Source organism: Pectobacterium araliae (assembly GCF_037076465.1).
GTDB lineage: Bacteria > Pseudomonadota > Gammaproteobacteria > Enterobacterales > Enterobacteriaceae > Pectobacterium > Pectobacterium araliae.
The window spans coordinates 340,676-365,968 of the sequence record NZ_AP028908.1 but is presented as its reverse complement, the minus strand read 5'-3'; the positions used below and the strand labels follow the sequence as shown (position 1 = coordinate 365,968).

22 protein-coding genes and 2 pseudogenes are annotated in these 25,293 nt (G+C 50.4%); 12 read left to right on the top strand and 12 right to left on the bottom strand.

What is annotated here, in order from left to right:
- A complete protein-coding gene (gene kefG, locus AACH44_RS01615; protein ID WP_261846879.1) occupies positions 1-552 on the bottom strand; it encodes a glutathione-regulated potassium-efflux system ancillary protein KefG in 552 nt (183 codons plus the stop codon).
- A gap of 125 nt (positions 553-677) precedes the next feature.
- On the opposite strand from kefG, the gene AACH44_RS01610 reads away from it, so the two are divergent.
- Positions 678-2,591 carry an ABC transporter ATP-binding protein gene (locus tag AACH44_RS01610; protein WP_261846704.1) on the top strand — a complete coding sequence of 638 codons (1,914 nt, stop codon included), beginning with the start codon at positions 678-680 and terminating at the stop codon, positions 2,589-2,591.
- 66 nt (positions 2,592-2,657) lie between these two features.
- Here AACH44_RS01610 and AACH44_RS01605 read toward each other — a convergent pair whose 3' ends face one another.
- Positions 2,658-3,260: a LysE family translocator gene (locus AACH44_RS01605; RefSeq protein ID WP_261846705.1), complete on the bottom strand. Its 603-nt coding sequence runs from the start codon at positions 3,258-3,260 to the stop codon at positions 2,658-2,660.
- 106 nt (positions 3,261-3,366) lie between these two features.
- Between AACH44_RS01605 and AACH44_RS01600 the strand changes: the two genes are divergently transcribed.
- The 3 genes from AACH44_RS01600 to AACH44_RS01590 all read left to right on the top strand — a co-directional run bounded on the left by AACH44_RS01600 (position 3,367) and on the right by AACH44_RS01590 (position 5,590).
- The gene (locus tag AACH44_RS01600; RefSeq protein WP_261846706.1) at positions 3,367-4,404 is read left to right on the top strand and encodes a hydrolase; all 1,038 of its coding nucleotides are present in this window, start codon (positions 3,367-3,369) and stop codon (positions 4,402-4,404) included.
- Positions 4,401-4,637 carry a YheU family protein gene (locus AACH44_RS01595; protein WP_261846707.1) on the top strand — a complete coding sequence of 79 codons (237 nt, stop codon included), beginning with the start codon at positions 4,401-4,403 and terminating at the stop codon, positions 4,635-4,637. Before AACH44_RS01600 ends, AACH44_RS01595 begins: the two co-directional genes overlap by 4 nt.
- Before the next feature lie 83 nt (positions 4,638-4,720).
- Positions 4,721-5,590 (top strand): phosphoribulokinase, encoded by an 870-nt coding sequence (locus AACH44_RS01590; protein WP_261846708.1) that lies wholly within the window; start codon positions 4,721-4,723, stop codon positions 5,588-5,590.
- Between the two features lie 113 nt (positions 5,591-5,703).
- Here the strand turns inward: AACH44_RS01590 and AACH44_RS01585 are convergent, their stop codons facing one another.
- Positions 5,704-6,111, bottom strand: coding sequence for an OsmC family protein (locus tag AACH44_RS01585; RefSeq protein WP_261846709.1), 408 nt, complete (start codon positions 6,109-6,111; stop codon positions 5,704-5,706).
- A gap of 374 nt (positions 6,112-6,485) precedes the next feature.
- Between AACH44_RS01585 and crp the strand changes: the two genes are divergently transcribed.
- Positions 6,486-7,118, top strand: coding sequence for a cAMP-activated global transcriptional regulator CRP (gene crp, locus AACH44_RS01580; protein WP_004090925.1), 633 nt, complete (start codon positions 6,486-6,488; stop codon positions 7,116-7,118).
- Between the two features lie 122 nt (positions 7,119-7,240).
- Here the strand turns inward: crp and argD are convergent, their stop codons facing one another.
- Both argD and AACH44_RS01570 read right to left on the bottom strand, forming a co-directional pair.
- A complete protein-coding gene (gene argD / locus AACH44_RS01575; protein WP_261846710.1) occupies positions 7,241-8,467 on the bottom strand; it encodes a bifunctional acetylornithine/succinyldiaminopimelate transaminase in 1,227 nt (408 codons plus the stop codon).
- 120 nt (positions 8,468-8,587) lie between these two features.
- Entirely contained in the window at positions 8,588-9,163 is a 576-nt protein-coding gene (locus tag AACH44_RS01570) for an aminodeoxychorismate synthase component II (RefSeq protein ID WP_261846711.1), read from the bottom strand.
- A gap of 614 nt (positions 9,164-9,777) precedes the next feature.
- On the opposite strand from AACH44_RS01570, the pseudogene AACH44_RS01565 reads away from it, so the two are divergent.
- A pseudogene (locus AACH44_RS01565) lies at positions 9,778-9,882 on the top strand (type II toxin-antitoxin system RelE/ParE family toxin); the annotation flags it as partial.
- Positions 9,876-9,959 (top strand): annotated as a pseudogene (locus tag AACH44_RS01560) (helix-turn-helix domain-containing protein); the annotation flags it as partial. The pseudogenes AACH44_RS01565 and AACH44_RS01560, both read left to right, overlap by 7 nt.
- A 147-nt stretch (positions 9,960-10,106) precedes the next feature.
- Here AACH44_RS01560 and AACH44_RS01555 read toward each other — a convergent pair.
- On the bottom strand, positions 10,107-10,607 hold the full coding sequence (locus AACH44_RS01555; protein ID WP_261846712.1) for an Lrp/AsnC family transcriptional regulator: 501 nt from the start codon (positions 10,605-10,607) through the stop codon (positions 10,107-10,109).
- 83 nt (positions 10,608-10,690) lie between these two features.
- Here AACH44_RS01555 and AACH44_RS01550 point away from each other — a divergent pair, with 83 nt between their 5' ends.
- The 5 genes from AACH44_RS01550 (at position 10,691) to pelZ (ending at position 18,861) form a co-directional block, all read left to right on the top strand.
- Positions 10,691-11,866, top strand: coding sequence for an MFS transporter (locus AACH44_RS01550; RefSeq protein ID WP_261846713.1), 1,176 nt, complete (start codon positions 10,691-10,693; stop codon positions 11,864-11,866).
- Between the two features lie 926 nt (positions 11,867-12,792).
- Positions 12,793-13,917, top strand: coding sequence for a pectate lyase PelA (gene pelA, locus AACH44_RS01545; protein ID WP_261846714.1), 1,125 nt, complete (start codon positions 12,793-12,795; stop codon positions 13,915-13,917).
- Positions 13,918-14,464: 547 nt separating this feature from the next.
- On the top strand, positions 14,465-15,592 hold the full coding sequence (locus AACH44_RS01540) for a polysaccharide lyase (protein WP_261846715.1): 1,128 nt from the start codon (positions 14,465-14,467) through the stop codon (positions 15,590-15,592).
- Positions 15,593-16,296: 704 nt separating this feature from the next.
- A complete protein-coding gene (pelC, locus tag AACH44_RS01535) occupies positions 16,297-17,421 on the top strand; it encodes a pectate lyase PelC (protein ID WP_261846716.1) in 1,125 nt (374 codons plus the stop codon).
- A 162-nt stretch (positions 17,422-17,583) separates the two neighbouring features.
- Positions 17,584-18,861: a pectate lyase PelZ gene (gene pelZ, locus AACH44_RS01530; RefSeq protein ID WP_261846717.1), complete on the top strand. Its 1,278-nt coding sequence runs from the start codon at positions 17,584-17,586 to the stop codon at positions 18,859-18,861.
- Between the two features lie 84 nt (positions 18,862-18,945).
- Here the strand turns inward: pelZ and ppiA are convergent, their stop codons facing one another.
- The 6 genes from ppiA to AACH44_RS01500 all read right to left on the bottom strand — a co-directional run bounded on the left by ppiA (position 18,946) and on the right by AACH44_RS01500 (position 25,274).
- Entirely contained in the window at positions 18,946-19,515 is a 570-nt protein-coding gene (ppiA, locus tag AACH44_RS01525) for a peptidylprolyl isomerase A (RefSeq protein WP_261846718.1), read from the bottom strand.
- A gap of 375 nt (positions 19,516-19,890) precedes the next feature.
- Positions 19,891-20,667 (bottom strand): ABC transporter ATP-binding protein, encoded by a 777-nt coding sequence (locus AACH44_RS01520; RefSeq protein WP_261846880.1) that lies wholly within the window; start codon positions 20,665-20,667, stop codon positions 19,891-19,893.
- Between the two features lie 44 nt (positions 20,668-20,711).
- Positions 20,712-21,599: an ABC transporter ATP-binding protein gene (locus AACH44_RS01515; RefSeq protein WP_425606621.1), complete on the bottom strand. Its 888-nt coding sequence runs from the start codon at positions 21,597-21,599 to the stop codon at positions 20,712-20,714.
- Positions 21,571-22,494, bottom strand: coding sequence for an ABC transporter permease (locus tag AACH44_RS01510; RefSeq protein ID WP_261846719.1), 924 nt, complete (start codon positions 22,492-22,494; stop codon positions 21,571-21,573). Before AACH44_RS01510 ends, AACH44_RS01515 begins: the two co-directional genes overlap by 29 nt.
- Positions 22,491-23,531 carry an ABC transporter permease gene (locus AACH44_RS01505; protein ID WP_261846720.1) on the bottom strand — a complete coding sequence of 347 codons (1,041 nt, stop codon included), beginning with the start codon at positions 23,529-23,531 and terminating at the stop codon, positions 22,491-22,493. Before AACH44_RS01505 ends, AACH44_RS01510 begins: the two co-directional genes overlap by 4 nt.
- Positions 23,532-23,663: 132 nt before the next feature.
- A complete protein-coding gene (locus AACH44_RS01500) occupies positions 23,664-25,274 on the bottom strand; it encodes an ABC transporter substrate-binding protein (protein ID WP_261846882.1) in 1,611 nt (536 codons plus the stop codon).
- Positions 25,275-25,293: the final 19 nt, after the last annotated feature.

The following is a 25,293-nucleotide window of genomic DNA, read 5'->3' as shown; positions in this document are numbered from 1 at the left end:
TTAGCGTTCCTCTTCAGATAAGGGGGAGGATAGCCATTCACCATAAGCTCTGGCTTGACTCGATAACACGTCGGGCTGTAAACGACGTGCCCAGTAAACAATCATGGGGTGCATCCAATGCATACGGCACATGGCGGCCGTCAGCTCAAACGGGCGGAGCAAATCATCCATGGGGTAGCGGTTGTTGCCATCAGCATGATAGGCATCTTCCGGCTCACCGGTCGTAATCACTGAACGCCAGTATTTCCCCGCCAACGCATTGCCGCCGATCCCATTGGCAAAGCCACGGGATAACACCCTATCGAGCCACTCTTTCAGTAATGCCGGGCAGCTATAAGTATAAAATGGGTGTTGGAAAACAATGACCTGATGCTCACGCAGCAGCTGTTGTTCGTGATGAATATCGATAAAAAAATCAGGATAGTGTGCGTAAAGATCGTGCACAGTTACATTTGCCAACTGCTGCGCCGGTTGCAATAAGACCCGGTTTGCTACCGAGTCCTGTGGTTCCGGATGGGCATACAGCAGCAAAATCTTCGGTGGCTGCGACATCATTCCCCTCCAAAGCATCGTCATAATAATCGTTTTCCGTTACCATGCAGCGCAACGACTAAAAACAGGACACCGCGTGTCCTGAGATGTCCATAATTTAACATACTCTGAACATACGGCGCTTTATGATTGTTTTCTCTTCGCTGCAAATTCGACGTGGTGTACGCGTTCTCATCGACAACGCGACAGCAACAGTTAATCCCGGCCAGAAAGTCGGTCTGGTTGGCAAGAACGGCTGTGGTAAATCTACGCTGCTGTCATTACTGAAAGGTGAAATCAGCGCCGACGGTGGTAGCGCAACATTCCCGCAGAACTGGTCACTGGCTTGGGTTAATCAGGAAACCCCGGCATTGGACAAACCCGCGCTGGACTATGTAATTGACGGCGATCGTGAATATCGCCAGTTGGAAGCCGCGTTACAGGCCGCCAATGAAGAGAACGACGGTAACGCGATTGCCACACTGCACGGCAAGCTGGATGCGATTCAAGCCTGGACGATTCAGGCCAGAGCCTCAAGCTTGCTCAACGGGCTAGGGTTTTCTCAGCCACAGTTACAACAGCCCGTCAGCGCCTTTTCCGGCGGCTGGCGGATGCGCCTGAACCTGGCGCAGGCACTGATCTGTCGTTCAGATCTGCTGTTGCTGGATGAACCGACCAACCACCTCGATCTGGATGCCGTTATCTGGCTGGAAAAGTGGTTGAAAAACTACGCTGGTACGCTGGTTCTAATCTCGCACGATCGCGATTTCCTCGATCCGGTGGTGACCAAAATTCTGCACATCGAACAGCAATCGCTCAACGAGTACACGGGTAACTATTCCTCGTTTGAACGCCAGCGCGCCACTCGCCTCGCACAGCAGCAATCGCTCTATGAGCACCAGCAGGAGCGTGTCGCGCACCTGCAACACTACATTGACCGCTTCCGCGCGCAGGCGACCAAAGCCAAGCAGGCGCAAAGCCGAATAAAAATGCTGGAACGCATGGAGATGATTGCACCAGCGCATGTTGATAACCCGTTCCGCTTCAGTTTTCGCGCTCCGGAATCGTTGCCCAATCCATTAATGAAGATGGAAAAGGTCAGCGCAGGTTACAACGACAAACTGATTCTCGAATCGATCAAACTTAATTTAGTGCCAGGTTCCCGCATTGGGCTCCTCGGCCATAACGGCGCGGGGAAATCCACGCTGATCAAGCTGCTTGCTGGCACACTTGCCCCACTGAAAGGGGAAATCGGGCTGGCAAAAGGCGTGAAACTCGGCTATTTCGCCCAACACCAGTTAGAGTTTCTACGTGCGGACGAATCGCCATTGCAGCATCTGGTGCGTCTGGCAGAACGGGAAACGGAACAGCAGCTTCGCGACTATCTCGGCGGCTTCGGTTTTCAGGGCGACAAAGTCACGGAGATCACCGAGCGTTTCTCCGGCGGCGAAAAAGCCCGTCTGGTGCTGGCGCTGATCGTCTGGCAGCGCCCGAACCTCCTGCTGCTCGACGAACCAACCAACCACCTCGATCTGGATATGCGTCAGGCATTGACCGAAGCATTAATCGATTTTGAAGGCGCGCTGGTTGTCGTCTCGCACGATCGACACCTGATCCGCTCTACCACCGACGACCTCTATCTGGTACACGACCAGAAAGTAGAACCCTTTGACGGTGATTTGGAAGACTACCAACAGTGGCTGGTCGGCCTACAACGTCAGGAAAATGCGGCCGACGAAACGCCAAAAGAGAATACCGCCAACAGTGCGCAGGGCAGAAAAGATCAGAAACGCCGCGAAGCCGAATTGAGAACGCAAACACAGCCGCTGCGCAAACAGATAACCAATCTTGAGCAGCAGATGGAAAAGTTGGGGGAAACGCTGGCGGCGCTGGAAGCACGACTGGCGGACAGCGCCATCTATGACATCAGCCGCAAGGCCGAACTGACTGACTGCTTGCAACAACAAACCAAAGTCAAAATCGAGCTGGAAGAAACGGAAATGTCCTGGTTGGACGCACAGGAACAGCTAGAGCAGATGATGCAGAGCGATTCGCTTTAAGATTTGTGTCCTGAAAGGAGTAACGAGCGGAAAACCGCTCGTTACTTCATCTGAGCCAGATCAGCATTAATGCCAAATCAACAGCACGCAGGCGGCGGTCAGCAGCCCCATTGACACATTGAAGATAATCCACGCTTTCTTACTGCGCAGCAGTCGCCCAATCATCGTGCCGAACCCGAGCCAGATGACGCCGGAAACCAGATTCACCAGCACAATCCCGACGCTTATGGCGATTACAGACTGGTTATAACCTTCACCCGCCAGGCTAAAGCTGGCAACCGCGCCCAACGCCATGAGCCACGCCTTCGGGTTCAGGAATTGCAGCAACCACCCCTGATAAAGTCGGATCGGCTGAGGGGGAGCAACAGTCGTTTCCAACTGTTCGTAAGCCGCCGTGGCGATTTTCCACGCCAACCACAGCAGATAGGCACTACCGAGGACTTTCAAAATAAAGTGCAGCGAAGGATAAATCAGAATCAACCCACCGACACCGAATGCGACCAGCAGCAAAATGCTCTGCATCCCCAGCATGATGCCAACCATCAGCCACAGCGAACGCATAAAGCCAAAATTCGCGCCCGAGGTTGTCAACAGCATATTATTCGGCCCCGGCGTAATGGCCGCCACCCACAAAAACCCCAACATCGAAAGAAATAAACTTAGTTCCATTATTTGTGGGCGCTCCTGACCCAAATGTCGTACCAACTGGCAGCATTGAAGCTAACAGTGTGATATTGATCGTACAAGAGCCGACAACAAGATTTTCATATCCTTTATGTATGACCATTTCCGTCCGCTGAGCGGCGCACATAACCCGCATCTGCAAACGCTATTACCGCGCCTGATTCGCCGTCACGCGCAATTCTCGCCAGTCTGGCAAGCGCTCGAATTACCTGATGGTGATTTCGTCGATCTGGCATGGAGCGAAGCCCCTGAACTGGCGCGGCACAAACCGCGCGTGGTGCTGTTCCACGGGCTGGAAGGTAGTTTCCATAGCCCTTACGCCCATGGCCTGCTACATGCCTGTAAACAGCGCGGTTGGCTGGCCGTCATCATGCATTTTCGCGGGTGCAGCGGCAAACCTAACCGAATGAAACGTATTTATCATTCCGGCGAAACCAGCGATGCTTGCTATTTTCTACACTGGATGCAAGAGACGCTGGGCAATGCGCCTACCGCCGCTATCGGCGTTTCTCTCGGCGGCAATATGTTGGCTTACTTACTCGGCCAACAGGGCGAAGCCTGTTCCCTGTCCGCTGCGGTCATTGTTTCCGCCCCTTTGATGCTCGAACCCTGTAGCCGCCGGATGGAACAAGGCTTCTCCCGCGTCTACCAGCACTACCTGTTGCACCTGTTGAAACAAAACGCCAGTCGCAAGCTGGCAGCCTACCCAGACACATTGCCGATTCAGTTGCCGCAATTGAAGCGAATCCGCCAGTTGCGAGAATTTGATGACGTCATTACTTCGCGTATCCACGGCTTTCGTGATGCCGCTGACTACTATCGACGCTGTAGCGCCCTGCCGCTGTTGCCTCAAATACGCAAACCGCTGCTGATCATCCACGCGAAGGACGATCCTTTCATGACGCCAGAGGTCATTCCCGATATAGCGCAGTTACCGTCTACTATTGAGTATCAGCTAACGGAACACGGTGGGCATGTCGGCTTCGTCGGAGGAACGTTGCTGAAACCGGAAATGTGGCTGGAACAGCGCATTCCCCATTGGCTTAGCCCTTTTTTGGACCGCGCCGCCGATTCTTCTTCAGGCACCACTTTTACTCAGAAACCCGTTAACTCAGGAACCCTAGCGTGATTATTCCCTGGCAACAGCTCGATCCAGAAACGCTGGATAACATCATCGAATCTTTCGTGCTGCGCGAAGGCACCGATTACGGCGAACAGGAGCGGTCGCTGGCGCAGAAAGTAGAAGATATACGCCGTCAGCTTCAATCCGGCGAGGTGGTTTTGGTGTGGTCTGAGTTGCATGAAACTCTCAATATTATGCCGCGCAACCATCTCAATGCGGGAGGGCATGCCCCTTATTGAGCATGGCGAAAGGCGTGAAAGAACGCGCCAAACATGCTAACAATGATAACTAATGACGTCTTTTTTGAGGAGTCACGCGCCTTATGTCACATCAGCATCCGATTATTGCGGTTACCGGTTCCAGCGGAGCGGGAACCACGACAACCAGTCTGGCCTTTCGTAAGATTTTCCAGCAGTTTGATCTACGAGCAGCCCAGTTAGAAGGCGACAGCTTTCACCGCTATACCCGCCCGGAAATGGACATGGCGATCCGCAAAGCGCGTGATTTGGGGCGCCATATCAGCTATTTCGGCCCGGAAGCGAATGATTTCAGCCTGCTGGAACAAGCGTTTATCGAATATGGCTTACATGGTCGCGGCCAGACGCGTAAATATCTTCACACCTATGATGAAGCGATTCCCTACAATCAGGTTCCTGGGACATTCACACCGTGGGAACCCATGCCGGAACCCACTGATATTCTGTTCTACGAAGGGCTACATGGTGGTGTGTTCACCGAACAAAACAATGTGGCGCAGCATGTCGACTTGCTCGTCGGCGTTGTGCCGATCGTCAACCTGGAGTGGATTCAAAAGCTGATTCGTGACGTCAATGAGCGCGGTCACTCGCGTGAAGCGGTGATGGATTCCGTCGTCCGCTCGATGGAAGACTACATCACCTATATCACGCCACAGTTCTCTCGCACACACATCAACTTCCAGCGCGTGCCTACCGTGGATACCTCTAACCCGTTTGCCGCTAAGTCTATCCCTTCACTGGACGAAAGCTTCGTCGTCATTCATTTTCAAGGGTTGGATAATATTGATTATCCCTATCTGCTCGCCATGCTACAGGGTTCGTTTATCTCCCACATCAACACGTTAGTCGTTCCTGGCGGGAAGATGGGGCTGGCAATGGAACTCATCATGGCGCCGCTGGTGCAGCGGCTGATAGAAGGGAAAGCCATCGAATAAGCACCGAGATACGCGGGCCGACCACAGGGGTGAGGCCTCCCCATGGGAACCTCCCCCTGTGTTTCCCCTTATAACAGGCTTAAGTGACCAGAATTAGTGCCCAGAGAAAAGGATTAGGCCAGCACTCTAATTTCGTGACTGTGCGTCACCTCAACGGCTTTGCCCAGCATCAATGCCACAGAGCAGTATTTTTCCGCTGACAGGGCAACGGCTCGTTCGACGGCTTTATCGGTCAACCCTTTTCCCGTCACGATAAAATGCAGATTGATATGGGTAAATAAGCGCGGCGCTTCAGAGCGTCGTTCTGAGGTTAATTTCACCTCACAATCCGCCACGTCGTTGCGACCTTTTTGCAGAATCGACACCACATCAATCGCACTGCATCCCCCTACGGACATCAACACCATTTCCATCGGGCTCGGCGCTTTATCGCCGGAATTGCCGTCCATCAATACCTGATGCCCTGATGCGGATTCGCCCAAAAACGTTAAGCCTTCAACCCATTTTACCCGAGCCTGCATAATGCCTCTCCACTAAAAATTTTTTGAAAATTTATACCGTTACTGTACAAAAACCAGCGTTAATCAGAGCTTTGTCATGCTGAAGCGAGACAACACAAGACACATCCTTAAAGCTGTGTTAAAACGAAAATAGAATAGACCTTTTCTGGACAAAGCCAGAAACGAAGAAGATGATGACGTAGCCAGACATACCCAACCACGTTTACGGTGCAGCAAGGCAGTAACCGCAAAATCAAGGGTACAGTGGTTCCAGTATATTCCCTGACGTCATTCTGCCTAGACTGAATTTTATTTTTTTAGCAGTTAAACACGCCGTACAGGGAACTCTGACCCCTGTAATTTGCGCAGTGAATTACAACAGAGGATGATAGCGAATGGTTCTCGGCAAACCGCAGACAGACCCAACTCTCGAATGGTTCCTTTCCCATTGTCATATCCACAAGTATCCATCGAAGAGCACGCTGATTCACCAAGGTGAAAAAGCAGAAACGCTTTACTACATCGTGAAAGGCTCTGTTGCAGTGCTAATCAAAGATGAAGAAGGCAAGGAGATGATTCTTTCCTACCTTAATCAGGGCGATTTTATTGGTGAGCTCGGCCTGTTTGAAGAAGGTCAGGAACGCAGTGCCTGGGTTCGGGCAAAAACCGCCTGTGAAGTGGCTGAAATTTCCTATAAAAAATTCCGCCAGCTTATTCAGGTTAACCCGGATATCCTCATGCGTCTGTCTGCGCAAATGGCAAGCAGACTTCAGGTTACCTCTGAGAAAGTCGGCAACCTCGCCTTCCTTGATGTGACCGGACGTATCGCCCAAACATTACTCAACCTGGCAAAACAACCTGATGCCATGACGCATCCAGATGGCATGCAAATTAAAATTACCCGTCAGGAAATTGGGCAAATCGTTGGCTGCTCGCGTGAAACCGTGGGTCGCATTCTGAAAATGTTAGAAGACCAGAACCTGATCTCTGCGCACGGTAAAACGATTGTCGTTTACGGCACTCGCTAAACCCCTGTCGCTGTACCCTACCAACAAAAAAGCGTGAAGCCTCGGCCTCACGCTTTTTTTATGGCGTGCCATCCGTGGCCGCCACCCTACGTTTTTTATCGCTACTCTTTTAAGCGCGTAACTCAGTTTGCTGCGTTAACGACCTGCGCGACAGCGTTGGCGAACTTCTCCATCCCCTGCGCAATATCGTCTTCATCAATGATCAAAGACGGTACAAAGCGGATGACGTTCGGCCCCGCCATCAGCACCATCAGCCCTTGAGCCGTTGCCGCCGCCAGGAACTCGCCCGCGCGGCCATGCCACTGCGGTTTCAGCTCTGCCCCCAACAGCAGCCCCATCCCGCGAACCTGATCAAATACGCCGTACTGCTGATTGATTTTCTCCAGTTCACTGACAAAACGATCGTGACGATCCGCTACGCCCGATAGCACTTCTGGCGTGTTGATGATATCCAGCGCGGCTTCCGCCACAGCACAAGCCAGCGGGTTGCCGCCATAGGTGGTTCCATGCACCCCAACCGTCATCGCTGAAGCGATCTCTTCCGTCGTCAGCATCGCGCTAATCGGGAAACCACCGCCCAACGCTTTAGCCGTCGTCAGGATGTCCGGCGTAATACCATAGTGCATATAGCTAAATAATTTACCAGTACGTCCCATCCCACTCTGCACTTCATCAAACACCAGCAGCGCTTTATGTTGATCGCACAAGTCACGAACACCCTGCAAAAATTCAGGCGTAGCGGGGGTAATTCCGCCTTCCCCCTGAATGGGTTCGAGTACAACCGCGCAGGTGTGATCGTCCATCACTGCTTTAACGGCAGCGAGATCGTTGAACGGAACGTGCACGATATCGGCAGGCTTAGGCCCGAAGCCATCGGCATACTTAGGCTGTCCGCCAACTGAAACGGTGAACAGCGTCCGGCCATGGAACGCATTGTAGAAGGCGATGATCTTGGTTTTATACGGACTATGGCGTTTAACCGCATAGTAACGCGCCAGCTTAAAGGCGGCTTCGTTAGCCTCTGCACCAGAGTTAACAAAGAACACGCGATCGGCAAAAGTGGCATCGATCAGTTTGCTGGCGAGGCGTAGCGCAGGTTCATTGGTGAAAATATTGCTGGTATGCCACAGTTTTTCGCCCTGCTGCTGTAACGCATTAACCAGCGCAGGATGGCAGTGACCGAGCGCCGTGACCGCGATACCACCGGAGAAATCGATATATTCTCGGCCGTCCTGATCCCAGACACGGCTCCCCTTACCTTTCACGGGTACAAACTTCGCGGGTGCATAAACCGGCAAAATAACCTTATCGTGGGTATCCCGTGTCACTGCTTTCTGCTCTACTGCCATTTGCTGCCTCACTCTGCTGTCCATTACGTCAGAAATGAAAATATAGTCAATAAATATGCATAGAAAATCAATAACAGGCAATATTAAATCAGCCGATGAAGAGAATAACTTTCTACACGATTAAATTTTAAGGAAATTATCCAAAAGCTGATGTCCTTGCTGGCTGAGAATACTCTCAGGATGAAACTGAACCCCTTCCAGCGGCAACGAGCGATGACGGACGCCCATAATTTCGTCACGTTTCCCTTCATATTCGCTCCAGGCCGTGATCTCAAAGCAATCGGGTAGCGAGGCGGCATCAATAATGAGCGAATGATAGCGGGTAACCGTCAAAGGCTGAGCTAGTCCCGCGAAAATCCCCGTATCGCTATGCGCAATTGCTGAGGTTTTCCCGTGCATGACCTGCCGCGCCCGCACCACCCGCGCGCCAAACGCCTGCCCCATCGCCTGATGGCCAAGACACACGCCAAGAATAGGCAACGTATCAGCAAAGTGACGGATAGCCGCCAGTGAAATGCCCGCCTCATCGGGTGTACAGGGGCCCGGAGAAATCACCAACCGCTCGGGCGCCAGCCGTTCAATCTCACGCAGTGTCAGTTCATCATTACGCTTCACCACGACTTCTGCACCAAGCTCACAAAAGTATTGATAAAGGTTGTAGGTAAAGGAGTCGTAGTTATCGATAATTAGCAGCATAATTAATTTAACTTATTGATAAATAATGAATATGTCATTTAATCTTTCTTTCCATACCCGCACTACTATACCCGCAATTTTTTCGATACCTTCTTATGGGCTAAAGCGATAAAAGCTATTGTACCCGTCTCCAGCATGAAAGGGATGACAAGAAATTGACGTTAACAAAATGCTAAAGATACCTATGGTCATGCGGTGTAATCCGCTTCCCCTCAAAAGCGATCAGGCCATCTTTTTCCAGCTTGTCCAGCCAGCGGGTTAACTCGGCAGATAGCCTTTAATCGGGTAGTCCTACCGCGTATCAAAACCGTTAGAGCCTTTGCGCAGGGGTATAACGTGAAATTACAGGGTAAGCGCTGTTTAAGCCGCTTAAGCAGATTTACATCGCGCTCCTTTCCTATAACTCTGGCAGTGTGACCACCCGAAGGCGCTTCTCACAGGCCACTTGTATCATCCCGATACTGGAAACATTGGTGGCTGTCATCGACAGCAGGTTTTCATGGTCAAAAATACGACAAAGTTTTGCAGACTTGAGCGCTTTGGCTCTACTGGAAAAGAGCGAAACCTGGCACCCAGCGCTATAGTTAAGGTTACAGGATGTCAATGTCGGCCTGATGCGTGTATTCAAAACCAAAGGGTTTACTAAAGCAGCTAAATCCCACGCCATCAAGGATAGTGAGCTATGTGAAGCTATTGAAGCGGTGATACAAGGGAAAGCGGCGTAAAACGCCCTAGTGGGTTGTCGCTGAAATTGCTTACCGTGGTGCAGAAACATGGGTTGAAGGTGTTGGGTTGAAGGTGTTGGTTTGAGTTATTGGACTGGTTATTTTGGAAGGCATATTAACGGTCTGCTATGTGCCAAATGCGGAAGTTGCTGGAGTGATTTGTTGTGGTCAATAGGGTGCAGGTCAACGTTCTGGCATTAGCCCCAAAATATTCCCGTTCAATCAGGTGAGGGGCCACGTTCGAGAAATGTGGAGAGTGCAATATAACTACGTACCGATCTCACCCCATCGACACTCTTGATTTCCATCAAAAAATTTTCCAACGACTCGGTATCTACAGCCCGTACCTTTATCAGAACGCACCCATCACCTGCAACAGTGTGGAGTTCTTCAACTTCGCGTCTACTGGTGAATTGAAGAAGCGCTCGCGTCGCCTGATAGCTGCTGGTATCTACTACAAGAAACGTAAGTAACGTTCTACCAAGCTTGCAACCGTCGAGAACCGCTACCGTTCCCTTGATGACCCCATCACGTTTCAATCGTTTTACCCGATCATGTACTGCAGGAGCCGATAAATTCACAATTTCACTCAGCTCGGTGTAACTGCGCCCCGAATTCTCTGCCAGTGCGCTTAATATTTTTCGGTCAATAGCATCAAGATCTGCAGGTTTATGCCTAGTCTGCCGAATACCATCTTTATTTCTGTCATATACGCTCATAGGGGTTCCAGTGCTGAATTAAAATATGAATATAATCCATTTTACCTAATGACATTCAGTTAAACACATAATTTGGAGTTTCAATGCCCCTTGCCCTATTAGCACTCGCCACCGGCGCATTCGGTATCGGTCTTACAGAGTTCGTTATCGCGGGAATTCTTCCGCAGATAGCGGCCGACTTCGAGGTTAGTATACCGTCAGCCGGTACAATGGCCACATCCTATGCACTGGGTGTTTTTATCGGTGCCCCACTTATGACGGTGCTGGGTGCGAGGATACCGCGTAAAGCCATGCTGATATCGCTGGCCGTTATTTTCACCCTTGGAAACGTGATCACCGCATTAGCACCAACACTGCCAATGGCCATCGCGGGGCGCGTCATTACATCCTTCAATCATGGCGCCTTCTTCGGTATCGGGTCCATTATCGCAGCATCACTGGTCGCGCCTGGACGGCAGGCAAGCGCAATAGCGTTTATGTTTTCGGGTTTAACCGTAGCTAATCTTGTTGGCGTACCCGTAGGGACCTGGCTGGCTCAGGCTTTCAACTGGCGCTTGGTCTTTTGGGTTATTGCAGGCATAGGACTGGTTACGATCGCCACTATCGCCTCGCTCATTCCGCATATTGAAAAGGGAAAACCCATCGCCTTAATGACCGAAATGCGTGCCTTTGTTGATCCCCAGGTTCTGCTGGTTATGGGAATTACGATCTTCGGTCCGGCCGCATTTTTCACCTCAATCACCTATATCGCACCAATGATGACGGGGGTAGCTGGTTTCTCTGCCACAGGTGTTGCGTGGCTTATGGTTCTGTTCGGTCTGGGACTGGCCGTAGGAAACTGGATTGGAGGGCGTTTCGCCGACCGTTCACTTTTCGGCACGCTTTTCGTAACACTGGCCGCTCAGGGAATAGTTCTACTTGTTTTTTGGGGAGGCATAGAAAATCAGTTCGTAGCCGGCGCTTCCATATTCCTTATGGCAGCGTTTGGTTTTGCGACCGTCTCTCCTATTCAGAAACTGGTCATGGATCGTGCCAGCCATGCTGGCGCGCCTACAATGGCAGCTTCCGTTAATATTGGCATGTTTAATCTCGGAAATGCACTGGGTGCATGGGCAGGCGGAGCCACCATTGCTGCCGGATTTGGCTTGGTCTCACCAAATTGGGCGGGTGCAATTCTGTCGTTTATCGCGCTCGGCTTGGCTTTTCTCGCATGGCTAAGTGCCCGTAAGGGATTTGCTCTGCACGCAAGCTCATGTTGACAATGGACGGGCAATAGCTGAATTGGACGTCCTTTTCGATAATGGGACGTCCGCTGTTGGCTCATAGTGGATTCCATGTCTCTCGGACTAGGCTGTGTCCCTCAATTACATAATCTTCTGAGAAAAAGTCGGATGCAGCCTAATTTCACCATCGAAAGATAGTTTGGTAATGTATCCAATTAGTTGAAATAGGTGTTCAATTGAAGTACATGAAAAAGTGATAGGAGCCTTCATAGAAAAATATATGTTCTACTAATTGGAGTCACTACCGATACTCCCCCAGAACAAATACGTTTTCTTTTCCTGCAATACCATCAAAAGCAAAGAGATCACTGCCCTATCAACTTGAGTAGCATGATAATAATTTTATCGATCACAAATGATTTATTCCCTCAATAAACAGCTTTATTAATAGGCCTTATTTATTATTTTCCTTTTGTAGAAAACGATCACTCTGAAATCATTTTTAACAAAAAAATAACAAACAAAAAAACCATTATGAATTAATTAGATTTTTTAACTTTGTTCAATAAGTTCACAGCCTTTCTTCTAAAATTTATTTTTTTAATTTTTGACGGCGATCACAACTGCCCCGCAAGCGAATAAATCCCACACATCAACCGGATGAAAAATAAAGAATTTTTAGTTAAAAAAACAAGAATTAAAAAATGCAACCATTTGAATTTAAAACACTTAAATAGAAATCAGTTTCTATTTGAAAGTTGCAATCACAAATCACGTCATTTTTCCTCTGTTATTTAATTAATATATTTAACACCCCATCTTGTATTGTTTATTTTTTCTGTTAACACTTAGCTCGTCTTTATAGACAAACTTTAATTTCATTTTTGTTGAAACAACCATTTTATTACACAGGGTGTGTAGTGATAAATACCCAAAAAATTCTATGTCAAGGAGAGTACACAATGAAATACCTACTGCCTTCTGCAGCCGCTGGACTATTGCTGCTTGCAGCCCAACCAACAATGGCGGCAAATACGGGAGGTTATGCCACCACTGACGGCGGCGACGTTTCCGGTGCTGTGAAAAAAACCGCACGCTCTCTGCAAGAGATCGTCGATATCATTGAAGCTGCGAAAAAAGACTCAAGCGGTAAGGCGGTCAAGGGTGGAGCCTACCCGCTCGTGATTACCTACAACGGTAATGAAGATGCGCTGATCAAAGCCGCCGAAGCTAACATCTGCGGACAGTGGAGCAAAGATCCACGCGGTGTGGAAATCAAAGAGTTCACCAAGGGGGTCACTATCCTTGGAACCAACGGTTCTTCCGCTAATTTCGGGATCTGGATCGTGAACTCTTCTAACGTCGTGGTGCGTAATATGCGCTTCGGCTATATGCCGGGTGGCGCGAAAGATGGCGATGCTATCCGTATTGATAACTCACCGAACGTCTGGATCGATCACAACGAAATTTTCGCGAAAAACTTTGAATGTGCTGGTACGCCAGATAACGACACCACGTTTGAATCGGCTGTCGATATCAAGAAAGCATCAACCAACGTCACGGTGTCGTACAATTATATCCATGGCGTGAAAAAGGTAGGTTTGAGTGGTTCCAGCAACACGGATACGGGTCGTAATCTGACTTACCATCACAATATTTACAGCGATGTTAACTCACGTCTGCCGCTGCAACGTGGTGGCCAGGTGCATGCTTATAACAACCTGTATGACGGCATCAAAAGTTCAGGCTTTAACGTCCGTCAGAAAGGGATCGCACTGATCGAAAGCAACTGGTTCGAAAATGCGCTCAACCCAGTGACCGCACGTAATGACGATTCCAACTTCGGTACTTGGGAACTCCGTAACAACAACATTACCAGCCCATCTGATTTTGCTAAATACAACATCACCTGGGGTAAACCGTCCACACCGCACATCAATGCAGATGACTGGAAAAGCACAGGCAAATTCCCTGCCGTCCCGTATAGCTATTCCCCTGTTTCCGCACAGTGCGTGAAGGATAAACTGGCGAGCTATGCTGGCGTAGGTAAAAACCAGGCCGTATTGACAGCCGCCAACTGTAAATAAATACGTTAAGCCCGGCGTATTCACTCTGCGCCAGGGTCTTCCTGAGCGGGCACTTTGGTGCTCGCTCATTTTTCACAACACATAGCAATTAATAATAATTATTTCTTAGCAAACTAAAATGCAATATAAAATCCATTCATGACAAAAACAAAACTGAATACGCCGTGATATTATATTCTGACTTAAGATAAATTATTACGTTAGCCACCGCGATCGCCACAAGAAAAGTAGCAATTTAAAAGCATATATATTTAGAAACCAAAGAACATTAAGCATTCATGTAAATAATAACCTACTGATTTTCAATTCTTTTAAAGGAATATTATTTCCCATAAAATACAAATCATTCAATCATCGTCATTACAAAATGTTTCCACTGTAATACATTTAACATTTCACCCTTGAATTGACCTTATTTTTTGACCACACTTCCCTTGGTTTTTCATCAACATTGATATTCCTTTTTGTTGAAAAATATGTACCTGCTACATCGGGCATATGGAGCAATAAATGCCCATGAAAATTCTATTCCAAGGAGACAGTCATAATGAAATACCTATTGCCTACGGCAGCCACTGGATTGTTATTACTCGCTGCTCAGCCAGCGATGGCCGCCAATACGGGCGGCTATGCCACCACCGATGGTGGCGATGTTTCTGGCGCCGTGAAAAAAACGGCACGTTCTCTGCAAGAGATTGTAGATATTATTGAAGCCGCGCAAGTGGACTCAAAAGGCAAGAAAGTCAAAGGCGGTGCTTACCCGCTCATCATCACCTATAACGGTAATGAAGATTCATTAATCAAAGCGGCCGAAAAGAATATCTGCGGCCAGTGGAGTAAGGACGCTCGCGGCGTACAAATCAAAGAATTCACCAAAGGCATTACTATTCAGGGCACTAATGGCTCATCCGCCAACTTCGGTGTCTGGATTGTGAACTCTTCGAATGTCGTGGTACGTAACATGCGCTTTGGCTATATGCCGGGCGGCGCGCAAGACGGCGATGCTATTCGTATCGATAACTCCCCGAACGTCTGGATCGACCACAACGAGATCTTTGCCAAGAACTTTGAATGCGCCGGTACGCCAGACAATGACACCACCTTTGAATCAGCGGTTGATATCAAGAAAGGGTCAACCAACGTCACGGTGTCCTACAACTACATCCACGGCATCAAAAAAGTCGGTCTGAGCGGTTCAAGTAGTTCGGATACGACGGCTCGTAACCTGACTTACCATCATAATATCTATCGCGATGTTAATTCACGTCTGCCGCTACAGCGTGGTGGCCTGGTTCACGCCTACAACAACCTGTATGACGGCATCACTGGCTCTGGCTTTAACGTTCGTCAGAAAGGGAAAGCCCTCATCGAAAGCAACTGGTTCGAAAATGCGCTGAACCCAGTGACAGCACGTAACGACAGTTCCAACTTTGGTACCTGGGATCTGCGTAATAACAATGTCATGAGCCCAGCCGACTTCGCTAAATACAAAATCACCTGGGGCAAACCGTCCTCCCCTCACGTCAATGCGGATGACTGGAAGACTACAGGAAAATTCCCTACCGTCTCCTATAAGTACACTCCAGTTTCGGCGCAGTGTGTGAAGGATAAACTGGCAAACTATTCTGGCGCAGGTAAAAACCTGGCAGTACTGACAGCCGCTAACTGCAAGTAAACATGGTCAGGCTTTTTCCGTCATATCAAGACAGGAAACAATAAGCCTGAATATCCCACAGCCGTGACTCTTCACGCTGAGACAGGGTTATACCCGAGCGGGCTCTTAGAGCTCGCTTATTTTTTATGGAAACTCAGGCGCGAACATGGATATGTATTCTAAAATAAGCATCAATTAAATAACATACTAATTATTCAATAAAAAATAAATAGCTTTACTTATTGATTAAGAAAGCCCTACTTTAATTAAGGATTAAACGATAAAAATAACAATCATTAATCAGCGCGTGATTAATTTATAATTTGATCGGCATCAAATATTGATGACGACATCATCTCAGTGATGGAGATTTTACTTATTTATTGATGTCGCTCACATTTGTCACTTTTATCAAATCGCGCCAATAACAGGGGAATAAAACAAAATATAATTTCATTTTTAATAAAAACTTCAGATGTATTTATTTCAGAAAAAATGAAAATATTACCATTTAAAATAGAGGCTTATTAATCATCAAAATCTATCTGTGTTATTTAACCGATAGATTTAATATCTAAATATTGAATTATTCAGTTTTTATGATAACACTTAACTGGGTTTTCAATAAACCTGGCTTTCATTTTTATTGAAACAACCCAATAATATAATCTGGGTTATGTGGATCATAAATACCAAAAAAATTCAATTCCAAGGAGAGTACCTGAATGAAATACCTACTGCCTTCTACAGCCGCTGGGCTGTTATTACTTGCGGCCCAACCGACAATGGCGGCAAATACGGGGGGCTATGCGACCACTGACGGTGGTAACGTGGCCGGTGCCGTGAACAAAACTGCACGTTCCATGCAGGATATCATTGATATTATCGAAGCGGCGAAGCTGGACTCCAAAGGCAAGAAAGTCAAAGGTGGAGCTTACCCGCTCGTTATCACCTATAACGGTAATGAAGATGCGCTGATCAACGCTGCTGAGAACGACATTTGCGCTCAGTGGAAGAAAGACGCACGCGGTGTGGAAATCAAAGAATTTACCAAAGGAATTACCATCATCGGCACCAATGGTTCTTCCGCCAACTTTGGGATTTGGCTGACGAAATCATCCGATGTTGTCATCCGTAATATGCGTTTTGGTTACATGCCGGGCGGCGCGCAGGACGGTGATGCGATTCGTATCGATAACACGCCAAACGTCTGGATTGACCACAACGAAATCTTCGCCAAAAACTTTGAATGCGCAGGCACAAAAGACGGTGACACCACATTTGAATCGGCGATTGATATCAAGAAAGCGTCTACCAACGTGACAATTTCGTACAACTACATTCACGGTATCAAAAAAGTGGGGCTGAGCGGCTTCAGCAGCAGCGATACGGGTCGTGATCTGACTTACCATCACAATATTTACAGCGATGTTAACGCTCGTCTTCCGCTGCAACGTGGTGGCCAGGTTCACGCTTACAATAACCTGTATACCGGTATCACCAGCTCTGGCCTGAACGTGCGCCAGAAAGGGATTGCGCTGATAGAACGTAACTGGTTCGAAAATGCGAAAAACCCGGTGACCTCACGCTATGACGGTTCCAACTTCGGAACCTGGGAGCTGCGTAATAACAACGTCATGAGCCCGGCCGACTTCGCGAAATACAACATCACCTGGGATAAAGATTCCAAACCCTACGTGAATGCTGAAGACTGGAAAAACACTGGCACGTTCGCTGCTGTTCCTTACAGTTACTCTACCGTGTCGCCACAGTGCGTGAAGGACAAGCTGGCAAACTATGCTGGCGTGAACAAAAACCTTGCGGTGCTGACGGCAGCAAATTGCAACTAGCCGAAAAGAGTCAATAAGCGGACTTCAGGCTCCTACCCTCATTGTCCTGTACTAACAGGAACCGACAAGCACGCTTAACACCCGTCGGTCTATCGTTCGGGTCGCACTTGAGCGAGTCCTAAAGGCTCGCTCATTTTTATCGTTAATATTCAAGGAAATGAAATGAAAGGTTCTCTTCTGTTCGCCGCACTGTTCAGCGCTGGCACCGTATTTAGTGTTGGTATACCGACAGCTAGCGCCGCCACACCAGCAGCACCAGAGTTGAAAGGATTCGGAACGGATACCGTGGCAGGCAGTGGTGGGCGCGTCATTCGCGTCACCACGCTGGCTTCTTCTGGAGCCGGTTCACTCAGGGAAGCGCTCGCCGCCAAAGGGCCACGCATTATCGTTTTCGAGGTTGGCGGTATTATCGACCTGAACAAAAGTGACCTTCGACTAACCGAACCGTTTGTCACCATCGCAGGCCAGACCGCCCCTTCTCCCGGTATCACGATTATTCGCGGCGGGATGGGAATTAGCACCCATGATGTGCTCATGCAACATCTTCGTTTTCGCATCGGTGATGCCGGTACGGGTAAGAAAAGCGGCTTTGAACGCGATGTTTCCATCAACGGCGCAAATGCTCACAACGTTGTCATCGATCACTCAAGTTTCGCCTGGGGGACAGACGAAAATCTGTCTATTTCTGGCCCACGCGATGACGGCCCACAGAGCACCGCACACCGTATCACGCTCTCGAATAATATCGTTGCAGAGGGCTTATACGATTCTGCCCACACCAAAGGTATTCACTCGATGGGTACGCTGGTTCACGATAACGTGACTGACGTGGCGATCGTCGGCAGCCTGTACGCCCACAATAACGAGCGCAATGCCTGGTTCAAGGCAGGCTCAACAGGCGTCATGGTCAATAATCTGATCTACAATCCCGGTATTTGGGGTATTCGCGTTGGTGGAGTCAAAGGAGAGTGGGAAGGGAAAACCATGCCCGCCAGCCCACGCGTCTCCGTTGCAGGTAACGTGATGCACTACGGCGCGAATACCAAAGCAGGTTTAGGGCTGGTAGGAAGCAACAGTTCCGGCGATGTCTGGATGTCAGATAACCTTGCTTACGATGCAAACGGCAAAGCCGCTCCGCAAACATCAGGCAGTGGGATAACTTTACTCAAGGTGTCCCCTATTTGGCCTGCGGGCTTAACAGCGTCAGCGGCCAGCACGGTCACCAATCAGGTACTACAAAGCGCAGGCGCGCGCCCCAAAGATCGTGACGCCGTCGATAAGCGTATCGTGGACAATGTCAAACAGCGGAAAGGTCGCTTCGTGAACAGCCAGGAAGAGGTTGGCGGCTACCCCGTGGCAACGGCTACTTATCGTCAACTTAACGTGCCAAGCACGGGCGTGGATGCCTGGCTACAGCAGATGGCTAAAGCGCTGGAGTAACGCACTCGCTGAGACGTTAAGATCGTAAAAGGCCACTTTCGTGGCCTTTTATATTCTCGGTTCTTTACTTATCTATCTCACCAATCAGGGCAGTACTTTTGCCGACTGAATGACGATCGGCGTCGTCGGCACATTCTGGTAAGGTCCCACGTTTTTCGTTGGCACCTGAGAAATCTTATCCACGACGTCCATACCCTTCACTACTTTACCAAACACGGCATAGCCGAAATCACGCTGGCCGTGATCGAGGAAGGCGTTGTCCGCGATGTTGATAAAAAATTGGCTCGTCGCGCTATCTTTGTCAGCCGTTCGCGCCATCGCGATGGTGCCACGCTGGTTACGCAAGCCGTTGTCAGCTTCGTTTTTGATCGGTGCATTGGTCGCTTTTTGGCTCATTTCGCCAGAGAAACCACCGCCTTGCACCATGAAACCAGGTATCACACGATGAAATGTCGTCCCGTTATAGAAACCGTTGTTAACGTACTCGACGAAATTTTTTACCGAAACCGGTGCTTTTTGATTATCTAAAGACAGTTCGATATTGCCTGCGGACGTCGCCAACAGCACATGAGTGGTGCCAGAGGCCGCAAAGGCTGAGGAAAATGCCGTCAGTGAAATAAGGGCCGCCGCAGCAACCAGAGTACGTTTGAACATGAGAATTCCTTTTTGAAGAGGCCGACTACAGAAAGCGTAACGATTGTAAGTATCCGCACTCTTCAACGCTACCCATTTACCTTTTTTTACGTATAAAAGTCTGTTCGTAACTAACTGTGAGCGAAAACCTGTGCATAAATAAAAAAAGAGCTGATTGCTCGGCCCTGAGGTTGCTGACAGCGTCCGTAGAGCGGAGCAACGGATAGATCGTAAAAACGCGGTAAACACGTCCCTGTGCGCTCGGCTTGCGCCATCCATGGCGCAAACGCTTTACTCTTCTATTCCGTTACTCCCGTTTTCACTCGACAAATAGGTTTGTCAACGGTGGGAGGCCTATTGCCCGGCCCTCATGACGATTATCGTCGCACTGCACACCTAGCCCATTCGCTCCGAACGCACGGCCAGATCGCGGCTGTACTGACGGCTGGCGTCCACCAGCATCGAGGTATAGGCATCCTTCGGCACATTATTGGTCAGATCGTCGGTTTCCAGCGTTTCCAGTATCTTGCCGTATTGCATCACCGCCACTTTATGGCACAAGTGGGAAATCACGCCCAAATCGTGCGTCACCATCAGGTAAGTCAGCTTTTCCTGCTGGTGCAACTCCGTAAGCAGATTGAGTATCTCCGCCTGCACCGACACGTCCAGCGCCGAGGTGGGTTCATCCAGCAGCAGAACTCTCGGTTCCAGAATCAGCGCCCGAGCAATCGCCACGCGTTGGCGTTGCCCACCCGACAGCTGATGCGGATAGCGGCGACGGAAATTTGTTCCCAGACCGACCTTCTCCAACAGCGTATCGATGCGATCGTCACGATCGTCAAAACGGTGGATCGATAGCGGCTCCTCCAGAATCGCTTCCACCGTATGACGGGGATGCAGCGACCCATACGGATCCTGAAACACCATCTGCACCCGGCGACAGCGCGCCCGATCGATCCGATGCGCCAGCTTCTTCCCGTCAATGTGCAACGTGCCTTCCCAATGGTTAAACAATCCGGCCAGACACTTCAGCACCGTCGTTTTTCCTGAACCTGATTCCCCCACCAGACCAAAGATATCGCCATCGTTGACCGTGAGGTTCACGTCGTACAGCACCTGATTCTGTGTACTACCCTGACCGAAAGAGAGATTCAGGTTATTCACTTCGATCATCGGCTGACGCTGACTCATTGCTTCAGTTACCATGATTATCCCCTTTATCCGTTGATCCAGGCAGGATCGCGATTCATCACCGGCAAACGCGGGCGTCGGTGGTCGATATCTGGCAGCGAATTCAGCAGCCCGCGCGTATACGGGTGCTGTGCGTTATCCAGATCGGCGGCGGCGATGGATTCCACGACGCGCCCGGCATACATCACCAGTACCCGATCGCAGAAACTGCGCACCAGATTGATGTCGTGGCTGATGAAAATCAGCCCCAGACCACGCTCACTCACCAGATCATCCAACATCGCCAACACCTGCAAGCGCACGGACACATCCAGCGCCGAAGTGGGTTCATCGGCGATCACGATTTCGGGTTCGGTAATTAGCATCATCGCAATCATGATGCGCTGCCCCTGCCCGCCCGAGATTTCGTGGGGATACAGATTGTAGACACGTTCCGGCTGACGAATGCGCACCACGTCCAGCATCGCCATGACCTTTTCCTTCGCCTCGCGGTGCGACACCTTATGGTGTGCCAGATAGGCTTCGGCAATCTGATCGCCGACGCACACCACGGGGTTCAGCGAGTATTTGGGGTCCTGCATAATCATAGATATGCGTTTGCCGCGAATCTGACGCATCCGCGCCTCATCCGCTTTTAGCAAATCGGTATCACCGAAGCGCAGTTTATCTGCCGTAATCCGCGCGCTATGCGGGTGCAGTTGCAACAGCGCGCGCCCAACCGTCGATTTGCCGGAGCCAGATTCGCCGACAATCGCCAGCTTTTCGCAGCCCAGCGTAAAGGAGACGCCGCGCACGGCATCCGTCACAACGCCACGGTTCACGAAGCCTACCCGCAGATTTTCCACTTCCATCAGGGGTGAGCTTCCCGGCACACGTTGAGAAGACTTATTCAGTTCTGGGATCGAGGATGTCACGTAGGCCGTCTCCAAGGAAATTGAACGCCAGGCTGTTAATCAAAATTGCCAGCCCCGGAATAGTTACTAACCACCAGCACTCCATCATGTAACGACGACCCGCAGAGATCATCGCACCCCATTCAGGATCGGGCGGCTGTGCTCCCAACCCCAGAAAGCCCAGACCCGCCGCTGTCAGAATGATGCCCGCCATATTCATGGTGATACGAATAATCACCGATGGCAGGCACAGCGGTACAATGTGGTACAGCAAGATGCGGATAGAAGAAGCCCCTTGCAGCTTCACGGCAGAAACAAAGTCCGCGTGACGCAGCGACAGCGTCTCCGCCCTTGCCAGACGAGCAATCGGCGGCCAGGCCGTCAGCGTGATCGCGATCACCACATGCTCCAGACCAGGGCCGAGTGCCGCCACGAACGCCAGCGCCAATACCAGACTGGGGAACGAAATAAAGATATCGGTGATGCGCATCAAGATGGTGTCAACAATGCCACCGTAATACCCCGCCACCACGCCCAGCGCCAGCCCGATTGGCCCAACGGTGACCGACACCAGCGCCACGATATACAGGGTGATACGTGAACCATAAACCAGACGACTAAATACATCGCGCCCAAACTCATCAGTACCAAAGTAATGTGCCGCACTCGGTGCCTGTAGCGCGTTGGCCAAATCCTGTACCAACGGGTCGTGCGTGGCGATCCACGACGCGAAGATAGCAACCAGCATCAACATCAACACAATCGCAGAACCAATTGCGGTGAGCGGATTGCGCAGCATCGTCAAGAGAAACCCGCCGATTCGCGCGCCACGTAACCGCAGGCGGCTCGCGCGTTTTTCCGTTGGTGTCCGCATTACCGACCCACGGCTGACAGACGGCTCAGAGGAAATATTCATGCGTTCGTCCTCGGATCAAAGATTTGATACAACATGTCCGACAGCAGGTTAAGCGTCACGAAGATCAACCCCACCAGCAACACACATCCCATCACCGCGTTCATATCCCCTAGCAGCAGACTACCGGTCAGATAAGAACCAAATCCCGGCCATGAGAAGACCGTTTCGATCAATACCGCCCCTTCCAGCAGCGAGCCATAGGCTAGCGCTACCACCGTCAGAAGCTGAACCAGAATATTGCGAAACGCATGTGCCCAGACAACACGAAACTCAGACAGCCCCTTCACTCGCGCAGTAATGATGTATTCCTGCGAAAGCTGCGCCAGCATGAAACTGCGCGTCATACGGCTGATATAGGCCAGCGAGTGGAAACCGAGGATCGTGGCTGGCAGCACCAGATGGTTTAGCGCGCTGCGGAACACATCCCATTCGCCTGCCAACAGCGAATCCACCAGTAGCAGGCCGGTACGGTTCTCCACCAAACCGTCGTAGGCCATATCAACCCGTCCGGCACCGCCAACCCAGTTCAGCCAGGCATAGAACACCAGCAGCCCCATCATCCCGACCCAGAATATCGGCGTGGAATAACCGGCCAGACTGATAAAACGCACCACATAATCCGCCCACTTACCACGTCGCGCCGCAGCCAGCACGCCTAGCGGTACACCCAGACCTGCTCCCACGATAATCGCCATGGTGGCAAGTTCGATGGTGGCAGGGAACACACGGATAATGTCATCCATAACCGGTCGCCCAGTCAGGAGAGCATTGCCCAAATCCCCATGCATCAGTGAATTGAAGTAAATAAAAAACTGGACATACAGTGGCTTATCCAACCCCAGCTGTTGGTAAACCTGTTGATAGGTACTTTGGTCAGCATCCTGCCCGACAATAGCCAGGACTGGATCGATTGGCATCACTCGGCCGATCACGAAGGTCAGGATTAATAACCCGAACAGCGTGACGATCACCTGAAACAGACGCTTTGCCAAACGACGCAGTACTCCACCCGGCTTGATCCAATCAGAGAAAACCATGTTCTTTCTCCTGATATCCCGGTGAGCGGCGACAGCAAATCCCCACTCACGCGGTCATCTCTTTTTAACGTATCTGAGCGGGATGATTAACCGGGGACGTATCGGCTAATCATCCGGTTTAACGTGTGGACACTAGCGCTGCTTATAGACCTCGCGCAGATGCGTCGTGGAGGACGGATGCGGCACATAGCCTTTTACGTCCTTACGCAACACCACAGAATCGATCATCTGCGACACCGGGATAATGGCCGGGAACAGTTCTTCATAACGATTCTGCACGTTGATATACATCTGCTTCTGTTTCTGAGGATCTTTCTCCAACAGTGCCTGATCGATCATGTCGTTCAAGGGTTTGTCGTAGAAAGAGGTGCGCCAGCCCTGGAAGTTGGTCAGTTTGGCTTCGTCGCTGTTATCGGGGTTATAGACAACGGAACGCAGGCTGGAGTGAGGATGCGGATCGACGCCGCCACCGCCGCGGCCAACCAGCATATCGAAGTTACGATCGCGCATCGCGCCGTAAACCTGATTACCGGTGCCGGAGATGATTTTGGCTTTGATGCCCGCCTGCGCCAGCGTGGACTGCACCGACGTCGCCAGATTAAGGAACGGCTGATCGGAAAGAACACGTAGCGTGATTTCAAATCCATTCGGGTAACCTGCTTCGGCCAGCAGCGCCTTAGCGCGTGGCACGTCCAGCTTATAGCCAGGATCCGGCAACGTCGCATCCATCCCTTTCTGGATAGGGCGCTGATGATAGAAGCCATAGCCAGGCATCACCGTCTTATTAACGCCATCGTAGTCAATCAAGTAGCGAACCGCTTCGCGCACTTTTGACTTAGCGAAGTATTCGTTTTTCAGGCTCATGGCAACGTAGTACAGCGTGCCTTTTTTCACCTCATCAACCACGACGTCTTTGTCTTGTTTCAACGCATTAATATCTGGCACCGACATGCCAGAGGCCACGTCAATGTCGCCTTTTTCAATCATCAGACGCAGCGCCTGTGATTCCGTCATGTGGCGGAAAATCACGCGGCGCATTTTCGCGTCGCCCTGCCAGCTGTTCTCAACCTTACTGATGCGCAGCACATCTTTCGCCTGCCACACGTCCAGCTTGAATGGGCCAGAACCCGCTTCGTTCGTAGTTAGCCAGCCATTGCCCCAGTCACCGTTTTTCTCATGCTTCATGACTGTTTTACTGTCCAGCACCGAGCCGCTACCTAACGTCGCCAGCGAATAGATCACCAGCTTGGGGTCGTTTGGCTTCGGCAGCTCAATTTCAACGGTGTGATCATCTTTGGCACGGATCATTTTCTCCACGTTTTCCGCCGTGAAGCCGTAGGATTTCCACGTCGTCGCCTGAGCCATGTTGAGGCTAAGCAGACGTTTCATCGACCAGGCGAAATCTTGTGCCGTTACAGGGTTACCGGAATGGAATTTGGCGTTATCGACCAGATTGAAAGTAATGACGTTGCCCGCATCATTGACGCTCCAGGTTTTCGCCAGAGAAGGCAGGATGTTACTCAGGTTGGCAGGATCGAGCACCACCAGAGAGTCATAGAGGTTAACTATGATGCCCACCACTTCGTTACCGGTCATGGCGGCCGGGTCGAGTGAGAGCATGTTGTTCATGTTCATCCCCACGATCAGCTGATCGTCAGGGGTTTTTGCCGATAAAATGGCCGGCGTTGCGGCCATACAGAGTGAACCTAACAGCAGGGTACGGAGTATTGCGCGTGCTTTCATCATTATTCTCCAGGTGTGG

Excerpts from the sequence above, each read along its gene's own strand:
- kefG (WP_261846879.1), bottom strand. The coding sequence starts at position 552 with ATGTCGCAGCCACCGAAGATTTTGCTGCTGTATGCCCATCCGGAACCA.
- AACH44_RS01610 (WP_261846704.1), top strand. The coding sequence starts at position 678 with ATGATTGTTTTCTCTTCGCTGCAAATTCGACGTGGTGTACGCGTTCTC.
- AACH44_RS01605 (WP_261846705.1), bottom strand. The coding sequence starts at position 3,260 with ATGGAACTAAGTTTATTTCTTTCGATGTTGGGGTTTTTGTGGGTGGCG.
- AACH44_RS01600 (WP_261846706.1), top strand. The coding sequence starts at position 3,367 with ATGTATGACCATTTCCGTCCGCTGAGCGGCGCACATAACCCGCATCTG.
- AACH44_RS01590 (WP_261846708.1), top strand. The coding sequence starts at position 4,721 with ATGTCACATCAGCATCCGATTATTGCGGTTACCGGTTCCAGCGGAGCG.
- AACH44_RS01585 (WP_261846709.1), bottom strand. The coding sequence starts at position 6,111 with ATGCAGGCTCGGGTAAAATGGGTTGAAGGCTTAACGTTTTTGGGCGAA.
- crp (WP_004090925.1), top strand. The coding sequence starts at position 6,486 with ATGGTTCTCGGCAAACCGCAGACAGACCCAACTCTCGAATGGTTCCTT.
- argD (WP_261846710.1), bottom strand. The coding sequence starts at position 8,467 with ATGGCAGTAGAGCAGAAAGCAGTGACACGGGATACCCACGATAAGGTT.
- AACH44_RS01570 (WP_261846711.1), bottom strand. The coding sequence starts at position 9,163 with ATGCTGCTAATTATCGATAACTACGACTCCTTTACCTACAACCTTTAT.
- AACH44_RS01555 (WP_261846712.1), bottom strand. The coding sequence starts at position 10,607 with ATGAGCGTATATGACAGAAATAAAGATGGTATTCGGCAGACTAGGCAT.
- AACH44_RS01550 (WP_261846713.1), top strand. The coding sequence starts at position 10,691 with ATGCCCCTTGCCCTATTAGCACTCGCCACCGGCGCATTCGGTATCGGT.
- pelA (WP_261846714.1), top strand. The coding sequence starts at position 12,793 with ATGAAATACCTACTGCCTTCTGCAGCCGCTGGACTATTGCTGCTTGCA.
- AACH44_RS01540 (WP_261846715.1), top strand. The coding sequence starts at position 14,465 with ATGAAATACCTATTGCCTACGGCAGCCACTGGATTGTTATTACTCGCT.
- pelC (WP_261846716.1), top strand. The coding sequence starts at position 16,297 with ATGAAATACCTACTGCCTTCTACAGCCGCTGGGCTGTTATTACTTGCG.
- pelZ (WP_261846717.1), top strand. The coding sequence starts at position 17,584 with ATGAAAGGTTCTCTTCTGTTCGCCGCACTGTTCAGCGCTGGCACCGTA.
- ppiA (WP_261846718.1), bottom strand. The coding sequence starts at position 19,515 with ATGTTCAAACGTACTCTGGTTGCTGCGGCGGCCCTTATTTCACTGACG.
- AACH44_RS01520 (WP_261846880.1), bottom strand. The coding sequence starts at position 20,667 with ATGATCGAAGTGAATAACCTGAATCTCTCTTTCGGTCAGGGTAGTACA.
- AACH44_RS01510 (WP_261846719.1), bottom strand. The coding sequence starts at position 22,494 with ATGAATATTTCCTCTGAGCCGTCTGTCAGCCGTGGGTCGGTAATGCGG.
- AACH44_RS01505 (WP_261846720.1), bottom strand. The coding sequence starts at position 23,531 with ATGGTTTTCTCTGATTGGATCAAGCCGGGTGGAGTACTGCGTCGTTTG.
- AACH44_RS01500 (WP_261846882.1), bottom strand. The coding sequence starts at position 25,274 with ATGAAAGCACGCGCAATACTCCGTACCCTGCTGTTAGGTTCACTCTGT.